19 protein-coding genes are annotated in these 18,095 nt (G+C 63.0%); 13 read left to right on the forward strand and 6 right to left on the reverse strand.

All coding sequences use genetic code 11. The features are described from left to right. Positions 1-394, forward strand: a 394-nt coding sequence (locus tag CLV78_RS00005; RefSeq protein ID WP_146136609.1) for an IS5 family transposase, incomplete at its 5' end; no start/stop codon positions are given. A 291-nt stretch (positions 395-685) separates the two neighbouring features. On the opposite strand, the gene purL is transcribed toward CLV78_RS00005, so the two are convergent. Beyond that, positions 686-2,845: a phosphoribosylformylglycinamidine synthase subunit PurL gene (purL, locus tag CLV78_RS00010; protein ID WP_106203687.1), complete on the reverse strand. Its 2,160-nt coding sequence runs from the start codon at positions 2,843-2,845 to the stop codon at positions 686-688. 284 nt (positions 2,846-3,129) lie between these two features. Here purL and CLV78_RS00015 point away from each other — a divergent pair, with 284 nt between their 5' ends. Then, a complete protein-coding gene (locus tag CLV78_RS00015; protein ID WP_106202737.1) occupies positions 3,130-3,819 on the forward strand; it encodes a pentapeptide repeat-containing protein in 690 nt (229 codons plus the stop codon). Between the two features lie 10 nt (positions 3,820-3,829). On the opposite strand, the gene CLV78_RS00020 is transcribed toward CLV78_RS00015, so the two are convergent. Then, entirely contained in the window at positions 3,830-4,630 is an 801-nt protein-coding gene (locus CLV78_RS00020; RefSeq protein WP_106202738.1) for a lytic murein transglycosylase, read from the reverse strand. A 292-nt stretch (positions 4,631-4,922) separates the two neighbouring features. Then, the gene (locus tag CLV78_RS00025; RefSeq protein WP_106202739.1) at positions 4,923-5,825 is read right to left on the reverse strand and encodes a LysR family transcriptional regulator; all 903 of its coding nucleotides are present in this window, start codon (positions 5,823-5,825) and stop codon (positions 4,923-4,925) included. Between the two features lie 449 nt (positions 5,826-6,274). Here CLV78_RS00025 and CLV78_RS00030 point away from each other — a divergent pair, with 449 nt between their 5' ends. The 11 genes from CLV78_RS00030 (at position 6,275) to CLV78_RS00080 (ending at position 15,075) form a co-directional block, all read left to right on the forward strand. Beyond that, positions 6,275-7,180 carry a lysophospholipid acyltransferase family protein gene (locus CLV78_RS00030; protein ID WP_106202740.1) on the forward strand — a complete coding sequence of 302 codons (906 nt, stop codon included), beginning with the start codon at positions 6,275-6,277 and terminating at the stop codon, positions 7,178-7,180. Beyond that, on the forward strand, positions 7,180-7,992 hold the full coding sequence (gene murI, locus CLV78_RS00035) for a glutamate racemase (protein ID WP_106202741.1): 813 nt from the start codon (positions 7,180-7,182) through the stop codon (positions 7,990-7,992). Before CLV78_RS00030 ends, murI begins: the two co-directional genes overlap by 1 nt. A gap of 55 nt (positions 7,993-8,047) precedes the next feature. After that, positions 8,048-9,076 carry an N-acetyl-gamma-glutamyl-phosphate reductase gene (argC, locus tag CLV78_RS00040; protein WP_106202742.1) on the forward strand — a complete coding sequence of 343 codons (1,029 nt, stop codon included), beginning with the start codon at positions 8,048-8,050 and terminating at the stop codon, positions 9,074-9,076. Positions 9,077-9,117: 41 nt separating this feature from the next. Further along, a complete protein-coding gene (ccmE, locus tag CLV78_RS00045; protein WP_106203688.1) occupies positions 9,118-9,576 on the forward strand; it encodes a cytochrome c maturation protein CcmE in 459 nt (152 codons plus the stop codon). Positions 9,577-9,713: 137 nt separating this feature from the next. After that, on the forward strand, positions 9,714-10,325 hold the full coding sequence (locus CLV78_RS00050) for a holin-associated N-acetylmuramidase (protein ID WP_106202743.1): 612 nt from the start codon (positions 9,714-9,716) through the stop codon (positions 10,323-10,325). After that, positions 10,316-10,885: a holin family protein gene (locus CLV78_RS00055; protein ID WP_106202744.1), complete on the forward strand. Its 570-nt coding sequence runs from the start codon at positions 10,316-10,318 to the stop codon at positions 10,883-10,885. The genes CLV78_RS00050 and CLV78_RS00055 overlap by 10 nt, the downstream gene beginning before the upstream one ends. Further along, positions 10,878-11,066, forward strand: a complete 189-nt coding sequence (locus CLV78_RS00060) for a hypothetical protein (RefSeq protein WP_106202745.1) — start codon at positions 10,878-10,880, stop codon at positions 11,064-11,066. Before CLV78_RS00055 ends, CLV78_RS00060 begins: the two co-directional genes overlap by 8 nt. Before the next feature lie 21 nt (positions 11,067-11,087). Then, on the forward strand, positions 11,088-11,513 hold the full coding sequence (locus tag CLV78_RS00065) for a hypothetical protein (RefSeq protein ID WP_106202746.1): 426 nt from the start codon (positions 11,088-11,090) through the stop codon (positions 11,511-11,513). A 269-nt stretch (positions 11,514-11,782) separates the two neighbouring features. After that, positions 11,783-13,765: a heme lyase CcmF/NrfE family subunit gene (locus tag CLV78_RS00070; protein WP_106202747.1), complete on the forward strand. Its 1,983-nt coding sequence runs from the start codon at positions 11,783-11,785 to the stop codon at positions 13,763-13,765. After that, a complete protein-coding gene (locus tag CLV78_RS00075) occupies positions 13,762-14,217 on the forward strand; it encodes a cytochrome c-type biogenesis protein (protein ID WP_106202748.1) in 456 nt (151 codons plus the stop codon). Before CLV78_RS00070 ends, CLV78_RS00075 begins: the two co-directional genes overlap by 4 nt. Positions 14,218-14,298: 81 nt before the next feature. After that, positions 14,299-15,075, forward strand: a complete 777-nt coding sequence (locus tag CLV78_RS00080; RefSeq protein ID WP_106202749.1) for an enoyl-CoA hydratase-related protein — start codon at positions 14,299-14,301, stop codon at positions 15,073-15,075. Between the two features lie 100 nt (positions 15,076-15,175). Here the strand turns inward: CLV78_RS00080 and CLV78_RS00085 are convergent, their stop codons facing one another. From CLV78_RS00085 to mepK, 3 genes are all read right to left on the reverse strand, one after another. Then, a complete protein-coding gene (locus tag CLV78_RS00085) occupies positions 15,176-15,643 on the reverse strand; it encodes a glyoxalase superfamily protein (RefSeq protein ID WP_106202750.1) in 468 nt (155 codons plus the stop codon). 312 nt (positions 15,644-15,955) lie between these two features. Continuing rightward, on the reverse strand, positions 15,956-16,753 hold the full coding sequence (locus tag CLV78_RS00090) for a lytic transglycosylase domain-containing protein (RefSeq protein WP_158263384.1): 798 nt from the start codon (positions 16,751-16,753) through the stop codon (positions 15,956-15,958). 731 nt (positions 16,754-17,484) lie between these two features. Beyond that, on the reverse strand, positions 17,485-18,060 hold the full coding sequence (gene mepK / locus CLV78_RS00095) for a peptidoglycan L,D-endopeptidase MepK (protein ID WP_106202752.1): 576 nt from the start codon (positions 18,058-18,060) through the stop codon (positions 17,485-17,487). Positions 18,061-18,095 lie beyond the last annotated feature (35 nt).

Raw genomic sequence — 18,095 nt, forward strand, 5'->3', positions numbered from 1 at the left:
GAACTCCAAGCTGCACATGGTGTCAGACGGTCGGGATCGCCCACTGTCGTTTTTCCTGTCACCAGGCCAGATGAGCGATGCGCGGGGTGCAGTCGGCCTGCTGGGTGATCTGCCGAAGGCGAAACGCCTGCTCGGCGACAAAGGTTACGATGCAGACTGGTTCCGCGACAAACTGAAACGCAAGGGTGTGCGGACCTGCATCCCGCCCAGGGCGAAACGAAAGAAGCCCGCATCCTACAACAGGCGCCTCTACAGGAAGCGCCACCGCATCGAGAATGCCTTTGCTCGCTTGAAGACTTGGCGCCGCATCGCCACCCGCTACGAAAGATGCGGAGACCTGTTCCTGTCTGCCATCTGCATCGCAGCCATCGTCTTCTTTTGGCTGCCAAAATGAGTCCTGACCCTAGGCGCATGCCAATGGATGGTGGTGGTCACAATTCAGGTGCACTTGCAGTCGGCGCGTTCGGGCACGGCTTGGTGGCCCCGGTGCGAACCTCGGGGCGCCAAGACAACGCCAAGTGAGGTCCGGTCCCGACATGGCAGGTCGATCCCCCCGATGCAGCGATGAACCGCGATCGTGGCCGCCCCGTGGGCGAGGGCTTCACCCCAACCATATGTGGCCATCGCCCTTTGTGAAGGGCAATGGTCGCGGCTTGCAAGGCGGCATCTCGCCGAAAGAAGGGCCCTAGCCCACTGCCTCCGCGAAGGCTCCACGGAAGATCGCGGAGAGTTCGGAAAGCGGGGCTTCGCTTCCTCCCATGCGGACCGTGTCGCCGGAGAAGCGCCCGACGGTCTGAAGCGTCACACCTGCCTGGCCTGCCGCAACCATCAACGCCTCTGCCTTGTCGTAGGAGCAGGTGATCAGGTAGCGCCCTTGATCCTCCCCAAAGAGCGTTTGTGTGTCCGCCGGGTCCAGGATCACGCCGACGTCGGCGCTCTCGGCCATTTCGAATGCGGCGAGGGCCAGCCCCCCGTCGGAGAGGTCGGTGCACCCGTCGATCCAGTCGCGGTTGGCACGGATGAACTCGCCATGTGCCCATTCCTTGTCGAGGTCGACATGGGGCGCATCCCCGTCCTCACGGCGGAAGACTTCGTGAAGCAGAGCCGACTGGCCAAGGTGGCCCTCGGTCTCGCCCAGCAGAAGGAGGACATGGCCTTCGCGGGCCTCACGGCCAATCAGGTGATCCAGATCGTCGAGCAAACCCACTGCGCCGATTGTCGGCGTGGGCAGGATCGGTTCGCCGTCGGTCTCGTTGTAGAGCGAGACGTTGCCGGAGACGATCGGCACATCCAGCGCGGCGCAGGCCGCGCCGATACCCTTGATGGCGCCGACAAACTGGCCCATGATTTCGGGCTTCTCGGGATTTCCGAAGTTGAGATTGTCCGTTGTTGCCAGTGGCTTTGCGCCAACCGCACAGAGATTACGATAAGCTTCGGCCACCGCCTGCTTGCCGCCTTCTTCGGGATTGGCACGGACGTAGCGTGGGGTTACGTCGGACGTGAAAGCGAGCGCTTTCCTGGTGCCGTGGACCCGGACGATCCCGGCGCCTTGGCCGGGGACACGGACGGTATCGGCCATCACCATGTGGTCATACTGTTCGAAGACCCAGCCCTTGTGGGCGTAGTTCGGCGAGGAGATCAGCGCCCGGAGCGCATCGATTGCGTCGATTTCCGGCACCGGGTCCATCTCCGGCGCGGGTGGCGTTTCGACCCACGGGCGGTCGTACTCGGGCGACGATCCCGCGAGCGTGGCCAGCGGAAGGTCGGCGACGGTTTCGCCCCTGTGCTGGATCAGGAAACGATCCTCGGCAATGGTTTCGCCGACGATTGCGAAGTCGAGATCCCATTTCTCGAACACGGCGCGGGCCTCGGCCTCCTTCTCCGGGCGCAGGACCATGAGCATTCGCTCCTGACTTTCGGAGAGCATCATCTCGTAGGGCGTCATGTTTTCTTCGCGCTGCGGCACGGCATCAAGGTTCAGGCGAATACCCAGCTTTCCCTTGTCGCCCATCTCCACGGCGGAACAGGTAAGCCCGGCTGCGCCCATGTCCTGGATCGAGATCACGGCGCCGGTCTGCATGAGCTCGAGGCAGGCTTCCATCAGCCGCTTTTCAGTGAAAGGGTCGCCGACCTGAACCGTGGGGCGCTTTTCCTCGATTGTATCGTCGAACTCTGCGGACGCCATGGTTGCACCGCCGACGCCATCGCGGCCGGTCTTCGCGCCGAGGTAGACCACCGGCATGCCGACACCGGAGGCGGCGGAATAGAAGATTCCGTCGGTCTCCGCGAGGCCGGCTGCGAATGCGTTCACCAGGCAATTGCCGTTGTAGGCGGAATGGAAACGGACTTCTCCGCCGATGGTCGGCACACCGAAGCAGTTGCCGTATCCGCCGATTCCGGCGACGACACCGGAAACCAGAGTGCGCGTCCGGGGGTGATCCGGCTCCCCGAAGGAAAGCGCGTTCATCGCCGCGATGGGCCGAGCCCCCATGGTGAAGACGTCCCGAAGAATGCCGCCAACGCCGGTCGCAGCGCCCTGGTAGGGTTCGATATACGAGGGGTGGTTGTGGCTCTCCATCTTGAAGACCACGGCTTGGCCGTCGCCGATGTCGACGATTCCGGCGTTTTCACCCGGACCGCAGATGACCTGCGGGCCTTCAGTGGGGAGCGTGCGCAGCCATTTTTTTGAGGATTTGTAAGAGCAATGCTCGTTCCACATCGCCGAGAAGATGCCGAGCTCGGTGAAGTTTGGATCGCGATTCAGGATCCGCAGGATCTCGGCGTATTCTTCTGGCTTGAGGCCGTGTGCCTCGATGATTTCCGGCGTGATGGCTGGATCGTGCATGAACATTCCCCTTTGTCGGCTGCGCTTTTAGGCCGTGCGGGGCGAAAGGGAAAGAGGGCGGAGCGGCGCCACTTGGCCCCGGTGTCAGTTTTGCGAGGCATCGGCCGGGTTTCCGGGCAAGCGACAGCAGACCGCTGCGCATCACGCGGTGGAGAACCATGTAGACCCCGGTCGCATGTTCGGGGTGGAGTGTGATCGATTTCGGGCATATCCGGTGATCCGGACTGGCGTGCCCAATCGCGCGCAGCAGAGGAACGGCCCGGTTCCGCACCGAGGAGACCACCATGTCCGACAACATGTTCACGCAGATCGACTTCCGACGGCTGGGCACGCGTGAGGCGTCTGCTCGTCTGGAGAAGCCGGGTGCAGCGTTCGAAGAGTGCAGCTTCGAGGGGCTTGATCTGGCGGATTTGGCAATGGAGGCGGTGTCATTCCGGAAGTGTCGTTTTGCCGAAGTCAGCCTTCGTTCGTCCGAGATGGTCGCATGCAGCTTCGAGGGCTGCGATATGGCGCAGGCCGACTTCCGGTTTTCGAGGCTCAGCGAAGTGGTTTTCGACCGATGCAGTGCCACTGTGGCCGATTTCGGCGCGGCCACGGCGAGCGAGGTCCGCTTCACGGGATGCCGAATGCCCGGCGCCGTCCTGAAAGGTCTCGCCACACTCGACTTGCAATTGGAACGCTCGAATTTCGCCAATGCGGATCTGAGCGGTGTCTACCTGCGTGGGCAGGACGTGTCAGGGTGCAACTTCGATGGGGCCGATCTGAGTGGGTGTGACCTGCGTCAGTGCCAAATGGACGAGGTCAGCCTGGTGGGCGCGATCCTGTCCGGCACCCGGTTCGAGGATGCCGACCTGCGCGGCGCGCGGCTTGGCAAGATCGCGTTGAGCGACCTTGCCCGGGATTTGCGCGGTGCGGTGATTTCGCGAGATCAGGCTGCCGACCTGCTGAAAGGGATCGGGCTGGTCGTTGTCTGACGAAGGGCTGTCAACCGTCGATCTGGGCCCCCATGACCGCCAGCGATTTCTGGTAGACCGAGGCCGCGTTCCATTGCTTGAGCACGTTGAAATTGTGCGTGCCCGGCTGATAGCTCTGCCCCGGCTTCCAGCCCTTCTGACGCAGGTAGTTGGCCGTGGATGAGAGCGCGTCGGACTGGTTGTTGAAATCCACGCGCCCGTCGCCATTGCCATCGCGACCATAGCGTAGCGCATTGCCCGGCAGAAACTGGGTGTGGCCAAGCTCGCCATGCTTGGCGCCGATCGCGTTGGGGGACATCATGCCCCGGTCGATCATGGTCAGCGCCCCTAGAAGGTGCGGCGTGAAAAAGTGCGGGCGGCGGCAGTCGTAGGCCAGCGTCGCCGTTGCGTTCAGCACGTTAGAATCGCCCATGAAGCGCCCGAATCCGGTTTCCATCCCGTGGATCGCGATGATGACGCCCGACGGCACGCCATAGGCGTTTTCCAGCGATTGGTAGAACCCGGCGTTTTGCGCCTTTCGTTTCTTGCCCTGTGCCACGATCACGTTGCAGCCACGGATCTGGCAGAACTTTTCGTAGCTGTACTTGAAGCTCTTCTGGCCGCGGTCCGCCTTGATTGTCGCGCTGGCATATTGCGTGTTTGCAAGTGCCGCGAGTCCACGCTGCTTGATCCCGGAGGCCTTCGCCTCCTGCGCGAACTGCTGCTTCCAGGCGTTGAAGCCAGATGCATTGTTACCACATTTCGCAGCAAAGGATGGTGCCGACAGCCCAAAGGTGGCGGCGAAAAAACAGGTAAGGACTCGGGTGAGCATGGAACGTCTCCGGAGATGAAATCGACGCCAGCATACAGCAGCGACACTGTTCATCCAACGCCTTGATTATCACCATCCTGTTCTGTCGGCGCGCAAAAAAAAGGCCGAGATCAAGTCTCGGCCCAAGTCCAACAGGGAGGTAAAGACGAACGCATCAGCGCCCGTCGATACACAGGATTTAGAAATCTGAACGCTTCGGTTCAAGACCAAAGTTGCCGCAGGTGCGAAAAGCAGCCATGTCTGTGATGCATGGGCAACGATTTTTTGCCCATGGCGGCGATTGGCTGCGGCGTCAGGGCGCTTCTTCGACGAGCCTCTTGCGTGCGGCCTGGATCTCCTCGACGACAAAATCGCGGAAGGCGGAGATACGCTTGGACTGGCGCAGTTCCTCCGGGTAGGCGAGGAAAACCGGCACTTCGGCGCTTTCGACCTCCGGTAGAACGCGGATGAGATCGGGCTCGCTTTCCACGATGTAGTTGGGCAGCACACCGATGCCGAGGTGATTGATCACGCCTTGCAGCACGCCGAAATAGTTGTTCACGTTCAGCCGCGACGTGATGTCATGCCCAACCAGCCACTGAACCATGGAGGCGCCTGCGGCGACCTGGGTCGAAGAGGTTCCCTGGCAGATCAGCCGGTGATTGCGCATCTCGTCGGCCGTTTCGGGAATACCGAACTGTTCAGCGTATTTTCGGGACGCATAGAGGCGCATACGCACGGTCATCAGGCGCTTGCGGATCAGGTCGGCCTGCGAGGGTTCCTTCATGCGGATGGCCACGTCGGCTTCCCGCATCGGCAGGTCGAGCACACGCTCTTCCAGCATCAGGTCAATGTTGAGGTCGGGGTATTTGGCGTAGAGTTTGGCCAGGCGCGGTGCGAGCCAGAGCGATCCGAACCCATGCGCGGTGGTCACCCGAAGCTCACCGAAAACCTCTTCTTCGCTGTCGCGGATGCGGGCAGAGGCCGCCTCCAGACGCTTGCTCATTGAGCGCGTCGCCTCGTAGAGCAGTTCACCCTGCTCGGTAAGGATCAGGCCGCGGGCATGGCGATGGAACAAGGTGGTGTTCAGGCTTTCTTCAAGCGCCCGGATCTGGCGGGACACTGCCGACTGGCTCAGGTGCAGGGAATCCCCGGCATGCGTGAGGCTGCCAGCGGATGCCACCGCGTGAAAGATTCTGAGCTTGTCCCAATCCATTTCGGTATATCCGCTATGCTCTCTGTTGCGCTGTTGACGCTCCTTATGCACTCCGAGCCTGCGCAACCACAATCCCCTGAGACGATTTGATCGGGCGATTGTGGTTTTGGACGCCGCCCGGGAAACGGGAATTGGTCGCGGCAAAGGGCGCTGCCACACAGTGCCGCGAAATCGGTCACATTGAAGATTGCCCCGCGATGACCGCCCGGAAGTCAGCCTGCGACGCCGGAGCGGCGCCATTCGAGCGACCCGCACGACGGAATGGAGCGGACTGGCGCATTCACCCGCCTATCGATTGTGCAGGACGGTGCTGGGGGAGTTTGGGCGGTGACCTGCGCCGGGGCCACTGCGGCACTCGCCCCTCCCATTCGTCGCATTCCGCGCATATATGCTGGCCTGAAACGCAGGATCCGGCTAACCCGTCCACGAACGAAAGGCGAGAGTGTTCCATGTCCGACCGGCATGTGGCCCGTGACATCAGCTACGCGAATTCCGTCCGCTCTCGTGGCGGGCGCGCTGTCGTGCGGATGCTGGAAAATGCGACGGGCCGGATCGGATTGATCAAGCGCGCGGAGGGATACGAATCCGAGGTGGCGCAGGGCAAGGACTTCTGGGGGGTCATGGTTGCGCGCTACGGTCTCAGCCTCGATGTGGTCGGTGGCAGCCTCGACAACCTGCCCGCCGAGGGGCCGCTGATTGTTATCGCCAATCATCCCTATGGAATTCTCGACGGACTGATGATGGGGCACATGCTGTCCATCGTCCGGGGTGATTTTCGCATACTGGCCAACAGCGTGTTCCGCAAAGCGGTAGACCTGAACAAGGTGATCCTTCCGGTCTCCTTCGAAGAGACCAAGGAGGCTATGCGGGAGAACCTCGAGACCCGGAAAGCGGCGCTGAGCTATCTTGCCAATGGCGGTGCGATCGGGGTCTTCCCGGGCGGTACTGTGTCGACGGCTGCAAGGCCCTTTACCCGACCAATGGATCCCGGCTGGCGGAGCTTCACGGCCAAGATGGTCGCTAAGTCGAATGCAACAGTCGTGCCGATCTTCTTCGAAGGGCACAACAGCCGGTTGTTTCAGTTCGCCAGCCACCTTCATTCGACCTTGCGGCTGGCCTTGTTGATCAAGGAGTTCCGCAAGCGGGTCGATGAGCCGGTCCGGGTGGTGATCGGCGAACCCATCGCGCATGAAACGTTGGCGCAGCATGCCAGTGATGCCAAGGGGATGATGGACTTCCTGCGGAACGAGACCTACAAACTGTCACCGAAGCCGCTGAGGTCTCTCGACTACGGTTTCGAGTTTGAGGACCGGTATCGGGAGGACAAGGGCGAGAAGGGACCCCGTGTGTACTGATGGCAGTCGGGATATTTGATAGCGGGCTGGGTGGTTTGACGGTTCTGGACGCCGTGAGAAAGCGTCTGCCGGACGTGCCCCTCGTCTATTTCGGAGACAATGCGCATACGCCCTACGGGGTGCGGGATGCTGACGATGTCTATGGCCTTACGACGCAATCGGTGGAGCGGATGTGGGCGGCCGGCTGCGATCTTGTGATCCTTGCGTGCAACACGGCGAGCGCTGCGGCGCTCCGGCGGATGCAGGAAAACTGGGTTCCCGAGGACAAGCGGGTTCTGGGTGTCTTCGTCCCCCTGATCGAAGCGCTGACAGAGCGACAGTGGGGCGACAACTCGCCGCCGCGCGAGGTCGAAGTGCAGCACGTGGCGTTGTTCGCGACACCGGCGACCGTTTCGAGCCGTGCGTTTCAGCGGGAACTGGCCTTCCGCGCGATCGGCGTCGATGTCGAGGCGCAGGCCTGCGGTGGTGTGGTCGATGCCATTGAAGAGGGTGACCTGATCCTCGCGGAGGCGTTGGTGCGCAGCCATGTGGATGCGCTCAAGCGGAAGATGCCGCGACCGGAGGCGGCGATCCTCGGTTGCACGCACTATCCGCTGATGCAGGAGGTCTTTCAGGAGGCCCTAGGACCGGAGGTGAAGGTCTATTCGCAGGCGAGCCTGGTTGCGGACAGCCTGGCGGATTACCTTGAGCGTCATCCGAAAATGATCGGAGACGGACAGGACAGCCAGTTCCTGACCACCGGCGACCCGCGCACGGTCTCGAACCGCGCGACGCAGTTCCTGCGACGAAAGATCGAATTCTCCGCCGCGTGATTGCGGTTTCTTTCCGTTTTTTCTACATCCAGATAACTTCTGAAGAGGGTGTCTCATGACCCATTCCGTCGCCATTCTTGGCGCGTCCGGCTACACGGGCGCTGAACTTGTCCGGCTTATTGCCACCCATCCCGGTCTCGATGTGCGGGCGCTGTCCGCCGACCGCAAGGCTGGCATGGAGATGTCGGAGGTCTTTCCCCACCTGCGCCATCTGGCGCTTCCGACCTTGCGCAAGATCGAGGACCTGTCGTTCGACGAGATCGACATCTGCTTTTGTGCGTTGCCCCACGCCACCAGCCAGGCGGTCATTTCCCAGTTGCCGCGCAATGTGAAGGTGGTCGATCTGAGCGCCGATTTCCGGCTGCGGGACCCGGCCGCCTATGAGACCTGGTACGGAAAGCCACATTCCGCGCCGGAGCTCCAGAAGGAGGCCGTCTACGGCCTGACCGAGTTCTACCGCGACGAGATTCGCGACGCGCGGCTGGTGGCCGGCACGGGCTGCAATGCGGCGACGGGTCTGTTTTCGCTGATCCCGCTGGTGTCGACCGGGGCGATTGATCTCGACGATATCATCATCGACATGAAGTGTGGTGTCTCGGGTGCGGGACGGTCACTGAAGGAAAACCTGCTGCATGCAGAGCTTTCGGAGGGCTGGTACGCCTACGGTGTCGGCGGCAAGCACCGGCACCTGGGCGAGTTCGACCAGGAGTTCAGCAAGGCCGCAGGTCGGACCGTGGAAGTGCAGTTCACGCCGCACCTGGTTCCCGGAAATCGCGGCATCCTGGCCACCACATACGTGCGGGGCGAGGCGCGGAGCGTCCACGAGGCCCTCAAGGCCGCCTATGCTGACGAGCCTTTCCTGGAGGTGCTGCCCTTTGGCGCAGTTCCGCAGACGAAGCATGTGCGCGGCTCGAATTTCGTGCATATCGGTGTCGTGGAAGAACGGGCCGCCGGTCGCGCGACGATCTATACCGTGCTGGACAACCTGACGAAGGGCTCTTCGGGGCAGGCCATCCAGAACGCCAACCTGATGCTCGGGCAAAATGAAACGACCGGGCTCATGCTGGCGCCGCTCTATCCATAGGACCGACAGCCAACCCCTGAAGGGAGTGCAAAATGAACGGAATGAAAGGCCTCAAGAAGAAGCGCCGTATTCAGGTGATTCTGGTTGCCTTCGTGGCATTGGCCACGAGCACTGCGTTGATCGGCTACGCGATGCGCGACGGGATAAACTACTTCCGTGCCCCGTCTGCCGTCGTGGCCGAACCGCCCGCATCTCGGGAGACTTTCCGCATTGGCGGGCTTGTCGAGGAAGGCACGCTGGTGCGCGGGCAAGGCGAGACCATCACGTTCTCCGTGACCGACGGCGGGGCATCCGTGCCGGTGTCCTACACAGGGGTCTTGCCTGACCTCTTCGGCGAAGGTCAGGGCATGGTCGGCACGGGGAACCTGGTGGACGGCGTCTTTGTGGCGACGGAGATCCTGGCGCGCCACGATGAAACCTACATGCCCAAGGAAGTGGTCGATGCGCTGAAGGATCAGGGTGTCTACCGTCATGCGGAGGGCGAAGAGGGCGGTTCCTGAGGGGCGCTGCCGTCCTGGAGCCGCCAACCCTCTCATGATGTCACCGTGGCTGCCGCAAGCGCGCGCCCCGGTTTATCTTTCTTAAACCAAATCCCGGAGCTTTGAAGGCATCAATTTAGTGCCGGAGAACAGGCTCCATGAAAGACATTGAGGCAATCGCAACCGAGATCGTCGCCCGCGAGGGTGGCTACGTCAATGATCCGGATGATCCGGGGGGCGCCACGAAATACGGCGTGACCATCGGCACCATGAAACGGCTTGGTCTGGACCTGGACGGCGACGGAAGGATCACCTCACGCGACGTGCGACGCCTGGACCGAAAGCAGGCGACCGGGATATTTATCGAGCACTACTTCCGCCGTCCACGGATCGACGATCTGCCCATCGTGCTGCAATCGAGTGTCTTCGACATGTATGTCAACTCGGGCCGCAACGCCGTGCGCATCCTCCAGCGTCTGCTGAACGAGATGGGGCAGAATGTCTCCGTGGACGGTGTGATCGGGCCTCAGACCGTCGGTGCGGCGGCGCGGGCCGCGCGCGAAGCGCCCGATTTGATCGCTGACGCCTACGGGATTGCACGTCGCAACTACTACTATGCCCTCGCCGACAGCCGGCCGGCGAGCCGGAAATACGCGCGGCGCCGCGATGGCGGCAAGGGCGGGTGGATCACCCGGGCCGAAGAATTCGTCGCCCCGCGGTTTCATCTGACGGAGGCTGAGCACCGCGCTCGGGTTGCGGCATGGAGATGATCCGGGGGGCCGCAGGACTGCTCTTTGGCTCCGGCAGGAACGCGGTGGCCGAAACCGTGGAGCTGTTCCGGGAAAACGCGGAAAAGGGAGCAATGCGCGACGCGGCACGGTCACAGGCAGCCCTTGCCCAGTTCGCAGCCGAGTTCGCGCGGCCACGCCGCTCTGCGTTTGACCAGGTGATTGACGGGATGAACCGCATTCCCCGCCCGGCCATGGCGCTCGGCACGATCGGGCTTTTCGTCACGGCAATGGTCGATCCGATCTGGTTCGCCTCGCGAATGCAGGGCATCGCGCTGGTCCCCGAGCCGCTGTGGTGGCTGCTGGGCGCAATTGTCGGCTTCTACTTCGGGGCCCGCCATCAGGCGAAAGGGCAGGACTTCCAACGCTCGATCGCGACCACACTCGCCGGAGCAGGCCACCTGACCGAGGGCATCGCGGCTCTCCAATCCTTGCAGGCCGGGTCGGAGGGGGAACTTCGCAGGATCGCGGCCCCCGGAGGTTCAGAGGGGGAGCCGTCGTCCAACGCCGCCCTGTCAGAATGGAGAAACAGTCGTGGCTGAGGGTTTCTGGATCACCCTCGTGACCGAACACGGTCCCTGGGTGCTCCTGGTGTTCTACCTGCTGTTCCGTGACCATCAGAAAGACGATGCGACCCGGACCATCCTGAACCGCAACACCGAGATCATAGTCGAGATCACCACGCTCATCCGGGAACGACTCCCACGGGATCGGGTAGGGTAGTGCGTCGTGGAGGATAGAGAATTGAAACAGGCACTTTCCATATACATCGTGGTTCTTGCGGCTATGCACACGTCGTTCCTGCTGCAAGGGTTCCTTGGGACCGCCTCCATCGCCTACGGCGCGTTGACGATCATGGCGGTGATGATTTCCGCGACGTTTCTCTGGCTTTGGGCGATGCGCCTGTCGCCATTGTCCCTTGGTATGGCCTTCGCATGGGCGGGCGCGGCCATGGTGATGGGTTGGTGGTGGCTCTATGCGTTGCTCGATGCGCCGGTGTGGATGCTGAGCAGCGAGATCCTGCTGGTGGTGCTTGCGCTCTACCTGACCGGAGCAGTGCTTCACTTCGAGGTGCTGGAGACGTCCTTCGGCTATCGTCGCGGCGCATTCTTGGTGCCGGTTGCCGGGGCACTGGTACTCTCGGCGCTCCTGATGACCTGGGCGGGGTGAGCGGCTCATGTCATGGTTCAATGGGCCCCCAACGCATTTGTCCCGGATCTGGCCGCGTCTGAAGGATGGGATGCTCCGGTTGCTGATGGGGCGACGCTTCATGTCCAGCCTCGACAGTAACCGGGCTGCGGCCGACCACCTTGACCGGGCGCTCAAGGAGCTCCTGGAGCGCCCCTGACGCCGTCGCCGGGGGCGACACTCTCATGATCGTGAGGGCATGGTGCCGCAGGGCCGTTGCCGGGGCGCGGGGCCTCAGCTAGTTTCGCGCCATGATCGTAGAACTCGGCCACTTTGCCCTCGTCCTCGCCGCGCTTGTCGCGATTGTCCAGATGACTGTCCCCATGGTGGGCGCCGCGCGGCGCTGGCCCGGTTGGATGGCGGTTGCCGAACCCCTGGCAACCCTTCAGTTCCTACTGGTTGCGGCCTCGTTTGCAGCGTTGACCTACGCCTTTGTCACTTCGGATTTCTCGCTGCGGCTGGTGGTGTTGAACTCACACACGCTGAAGCCGATGCTCTACAAGGTGTCCGGCGTCTGGGGCAACCACGAGGGCTCGATGCTGCTCTGGGTCCTGATTCTCGCGCTCTTTGGCGCCTGCGCAGCATGGTTCGGTGGCAACCTGACACCGACGCTCCGCGCGCGGGTGCTCGCGGTGCAGGCCTCCATTTCGGTGGCTTTCTACGGTTTCATCCTGTTCACGTCGAACCCGTTCCTTCGTGTTGCGGAGCCCTTTCCGATGAACGGCGAGGATCTCAATCCGCTGCTTCAGGACCCGGGCCTCGCTTTCCACCCGCCGTTCCTCTACCTGGGCTATGTCGGGCTCTCCATGGCCTTTTCATTCGCCGTCGCGGCGCTGATCGAGGGCAAGGTGGATGCCGCGTGGGGGCGGTGGGTGCGGCCATGGACGCTGGCGGCCTGGCTGTTCCTGACAATCGGCATCGGGCTTGGCTCGTGGTGGGCATACTACGAACTTGGCTGGGGCGGGTTCTGGTTCTGGGATCCGGTGGAGAATGCTTCCTTCATGCCTTGGCTGCTGGCCGCCGCTTTGCTGCACTCCGCAATCGTGGTCGAAAAGCGCGAGGCGCTCAAAAGCTGGACCATCCTGCTGGCAATCCTTGCATTCGGGTTTTCCCTGATCGGCACGTTCCTTGTCCGCTCTGGCGTAATCACCTCGGTGCATGCCTTCGCCAATGACCCGGAGCGCGGTGTCTATATCCTCGCCATCCTCGCGGTCTTCATGGGAGGGGCGTTGTCGCTGTATGCTGCGCGGGCCTCCGCGATGGAGGCCAAAGGCGTCTTCGGCCTCGTCAGCCGCGAGAGTGCCCTTGTTTTCAACAACGTTCTGCTTGCGGTTGCCGCCTTCGTGGTGTTCGTGGGCACGATCTGGCCACTGGTGGCGGAGATGGCGTTCGGACGCAAGCTGAGCGTTGGGGCGCCGTTCTTCGACGCCGCATTCACACCCTTCATGGTTCTGCTGACGCTGGCTTTGCCGATCGGGGCCATGCTGCCCTGGAAGCGCGGTAACCTGAAACGCACGCTGCAGCCGCTGTGGGGTGTGCTGGTGCTGGCCCTTGCCGGCGCGGCGCTGATCTGGACCTTGCAGACAGGGCGCTCGATGCTGGCACCGATTGGGTTCGCATTGGCCTTCTGGGTCACCGGCGGCGCCCTCGTGGACCTTTGGAAACGCACCGGTCGGGGCGATATGAGCAGCCGTTTCCGTAGGTTGCGGAACCTGCCGGGGGCCGATTGGGGCAAGGCGATCTCGCACAGCGGACTTGCGGTCACGCTCTTCGGAATCGCCGGGCTGACAGCATGGGAATCGGAAGATATCCGCGTGGCCCAGATCGGTGACCGCTTTGAGCATGCCGGGTACGAGATCGAACTGCAGGACGTCAGCCGCGTGCCGGGTCCGAACTACGTGTCGACCATGGCCACCATGGCGGTGTACCAGAACGGGCGCGAGGTGGCGGTTCTGACACCCGAGAAGCGTGACTATCCGGTGGCGCAGATGCCGACCTCCGAGGCCGGGATCGACAACGGCTTCCTGCGCGATGTCTACCTCGTTATCGGCGATCCGCAGGCGGATGGCGGTTGGGCGATCCGGACTTATATCAAGCCATTCGCCAACTGGATCTGGGCCGGATGCATCATCATGGGGCTTGGCGGGGTCTTCTCGCTATCCGACCGTCGCTACCGCGTGGCGGCGGGCGCCCGCAAGCGCAGGTCCGCCGCCACGGGAGTACCGGCAGAATGAAACGCCTGATCCTGGCCGCTGCCATGGCGCTCGCGCTGCCGGCCTTTGCCGTGACCCCGGATGAAGTTCTCAACGATCCTGCTTTGGAGGCGCGTGCGCGCGAGCTGTCGAAGGAGCTTCGGTGCCTCGTCTGTCGCAACGAGAATATCGACGAGTCGAATGCCGAACTGGCGGCCGATCTGCGCGTTCTGGTGCGGGAGAGGCTGGTCGAAGGCGACAGCAACGACGAAGTTATCGACTATGTCGTCAATCGTTATGGTGAATACGTCCTGCTGAAGCCCACGACCAGTGGCGCGAACCTGCTGCTGTGGATCGCCGGGCCAGCGATGCTCCTGCTCGCCGGGGGCGTCGGAGTCGCCTACGTGCAGCGCCGCCGGAAGGCCGCGCCGCTCGCCGAGGAGCGGCTGTCGGCGGAAGAAGAGGCGCGGTTGAAGGATATCCTGGCGGAATGACGTGCCGTCCTGTCGCGCAGGGTCTTTCCCCGGCCCCGTGGTTGCCTATGCTGCGCGCGTTCATCTCGAAGGAGACATCCCGTGCATTATGAAACCCTGGGCTACGTCGTTCGCGACGATATCGCCATCGTCACACTCAACCGGCCCGACGTGATGAATGCGCTCAACCCGCAGATGCGCGCCGAAATCGCGGATGCCATGGGGCAGGCGGCGCGGGATGCGCGGGTGGTGGTTCTGACGGGCAAGGGGCGGGCATTCTGCTCAGGTCAGGACCTGGGCGACAAGGCGAATGTGGGCAATATCGACCTGGAGCGGACACTGCGCGATGAATACGTGCCGCTGCTCGAAGCGATCTACGCCTGTCCAATCCCGACGATTTCGGCGGTGAACGGGGCCGCCGCAGGGGCAGGGGCAAACCTGGCGTTGGCGGCGGATGTTGTGATCGCAGCCGAAAGCGCCGTTTTCCTTCAGGCCTTTACACGGATCGGGCTGATTCCGGATGCGGGCGGAACCTATTGGCTGCCCCGCCAGATGGGATTTGCCAAGGCGATGGGCGCGTCGCTTTTTGCCGAGCCGATCACGGCGCAACAGGCGGATGCCTGGGGCATGATCTGGGAGGCTGTGCCTGATGATGCCTTTGCCGCCCACTGGTGGAACCGCGCGCTGCATCTCGCGAAGGGGCCGACAGAGGCCTATTCCCGCGTGAAGACCGCACTCCGGGACAGCTATGGCAACGACCTCGATGCGCAATTGGAGCTGGAGGCAAAACTGCAGGGCGAATGTGGCCGCACGCGCGACTTCAAGGAAGGCGTGGTGGCCTTTCTGGAGAAACGGCCGGCACATTTCGAGGGCCGTTGACGGCCTGATCCTGCAAGGCAGGCGTCCTGCTGGCCGGGTTGTCCGGGCGCGCTCACGCACGCCCGGTCCGGGTCCATTCCCCGGCTCACGTCGCCGCGGGTCAGTGCCCCAGGTCGAGGCGAAGTTGCGGCTGTCCATCGGAAGTGTGCTGCGGCGAGATCCCCCGCGCATCGATGGTCGCGTTCACCCGGTGTCGCAAGGCGGAGAAGCTGTCGAACTTCACGACATCCACGGGCGCATCGAACTGGAGTGTCACGCGATAGTGGGCACCGTCCTGCAACTGGCGCAGGGCAACGACCTCGCCGGTGAACGCCTGTCCGAGGTATTGGCCGGAGACAGTATCGCCCGGCATCACAGGAGCTTTGGGCCGGTTGCGCATTGGCCTGTCGGCTGCGGCGCGCAGGGTGTTCCAGTCGCGGTAGCCATATTGCTGCGCCACCGCTTCCAGCGCGGCGGAATGGCCGAGCCTGTTGCCGAAGCGCTCCAATGCTTCGCGCAGGCGGCGGGATTGTGATTTCAGCTCGGTGAGCGTGGGAAGGGTGGTCTGGGTCGGTACTGTTCGGGTCATCCTTGGGCCTCGTCTGTCGACTGTGGCGGAGTGATGGGGCTCGCATTGCCATCCTGCCGGTGTCGAACGGGCATGGATGTACGTATCCGGGAGGACTTCACCAGAGCATGTGCTTGCGAGCGGCAGGCGTCCTTGACCTTGCGCCTATCTGGGCAAGCTTCATCGGCATTTCAAGAGGGATGCCTGGCCGCGGTGGCTGGTGGGTCCTTAAAGACGCAGTTTGCGTATCTCCCAAAGCCGTGTTGATGGCGTGTTCCTGTGGCTGGCCCAACTATGGTTGATCTGTGGTTGCGGGCCCGTTCCCCCTCCTGGTCAGTTCCGAAGCACAAGGCAATTTACCCCGGCCTTGCGGAGCGTCCCACAAATGCCGTTCGCCTCTTTCCGGGTCGCGGCCCCGATCTGCGCGGTGTACTGGCGTCCGTGGCGGGAGGGCAGCCTCATGTGGACAAAGCTGACGTCGAAGCCGCGCAGGGTCGCGCTGCGTTTCGCAAACTGCCGATAGCGGTATTCGGTGATATCGCGGCTTCGGTGTGAGGCGACAATGACGCCCCACGGGCTGCGGCTCGCCGGCACCCGGAACTCTCGCAGTCTTCGATTGCTGGCGAGCGTGACGCAGGCCTGCTGAAACGGCATCTCCTTGTCGAGCCGAAGGTCGAGATCCTCCGGTGGCGTGTCCTTCCATTCGTCGCCGGTGTAGCCGGTGATGGCGCGCACGTAGCGGCGTGTTTCCGGCGGCAGGCGGCGGCCGCGTGCGAGGAAATCGTCCACGCGGGCTTCACCAGCATTGTAGGCGGCGGCGGCGAGACCGAGGTTGCCATACATATCACGCAGTTCCGCGAGGTAGATGGCCGAGGCTTCCATCGCACGGGCGGGATTGAACGCGTCCTGCAACCCGCGCAGCCTGGCCGTGCCCGGCATGAACTGTGCAATTCCCTCGGCACCGGCCGGGCTGACGGCGGAGGCATTGTACAGGCTCTCCTTCCAGAGTAGCCGGGCGAAGAACCCGGTATCCAGTCCGGCCTCTGCCGCGGTCGCCTCGATCACGCGGCAAACGTCGGGAATGTAGCTTTCCAGCGCGATGCAATGGCGCCCGTCGACGGTACAGCGCATATCGGGGCGTCCCGGGTCATAGGGGCGGGCCATTGGGCGAGTCGGTGGCGTCATCGTCGGGGCGGTAGGTGGTCCGGGAGGATCCGCGGCCAACGGACCAGGCAGTGTGAGGACGACCGCGACAGCGGTGGCGAGGGCAGACATGCCCCGGGCGTTCCACATCTTCTGCCAAGCGGGCATGCCAACCCCTCCGACCCGCGCGGAAACGACCGCGCCCCTGCCAGAAAGGATTACACCCGGTGGTATCCTTGCCAAAGGGATTCGCAGAGCAGGCGCGGCGCGGGTGCGCGCCATCCGTCTTGTCTGCGCATTGGCAAGCGTGGCCGCTGTCCGACAGTCACTGCCCCCGGTCGCTGCATCCCTGCGCCGGACACGCGCTGTTGGCCATTTGGGGAAAACTGCTCTGATCGGTGCCGGTTCGTGAGCTAGCCCTATCCCGGGTCGCTTGGCGTCATTGAGACCGTAGCGCGACTGGCGAGATGGTTAGGGAACGGCTCGGCCCTTGTCACAGCGATTTCTTTCATACTGGAAAGGGGACGGACCACACGTGGAATAGACGCTCCGGTCGAGCTTTGGCGAAGCCGACGACACCCAGTTCACGGTGATCAGGCGATGCGGAGCGCAACCGGGGGCCGAAACGCAAGACGCGGCCGGTGGCAGCCGGCCGCGATTCCCGAGGCGACCCGGGGGTCACCTGGCAAGTCGGGAAATCCTTGCAGTGTTTGTCGTGCCTAGCCGTTCCAGGCGCGGACAGCGCCGCAATCCATGTGAACGAAGTTGGAGCCGCGATAGGTACCCACCCCGCCGGCCTGACAGGATTTTGCAGCCTTGGCCATCTGGTGGATGGAGCGCGAGCCGAGCCGCAGATCCGCTGCCTGACCTTTCAGGTGCAACGAGTTCTTGGCAACACCGCCCGAGCGCGACCGCAGCATGGCGTTGGTCTTCGGCGAGCGATATCCAGACAGGAGCGTATAAGGCTCGTTTGTATTCATGAGGTTGTGCGACGCGGCCATGATATCGATCGTGCGGGTGTCGATCGTCTTGACCTCGTTGCGGCGCCAGTCACGCATGAAGGAATTGATCTCCTTCAGCGCATCCTTGATGTACGAACCTTCGATCCAGTAGATCGTGTCCATGTGCTCGCCTGTGCGGCCGTTGTACATCTTGAGGCGGCGGATATCTCCCGCACCTCTGAGGAAGCCGGCGGCGTTGGAGAAGGTCGGAGCGGCGACGAGCGTCGTCGCGGCAAAGGCGGAGAGAAGCCCACGCCTTGAAAAGCCCCTAGGGGCGTCGTTTTCTTGGGTCATCGGTTCTTGCCTGTCCCGTATGCTTTTTTACCGTC

The organism is Aliiruegeria haliotis, assembly GCF_003003255.1.
GTDB lineage: Bacteria > Pseudomonadota > Alphaproteobacteria > Rhodobacterales > Rhodobacteraceae > Tropicimonas > Tropicimonas haliotis.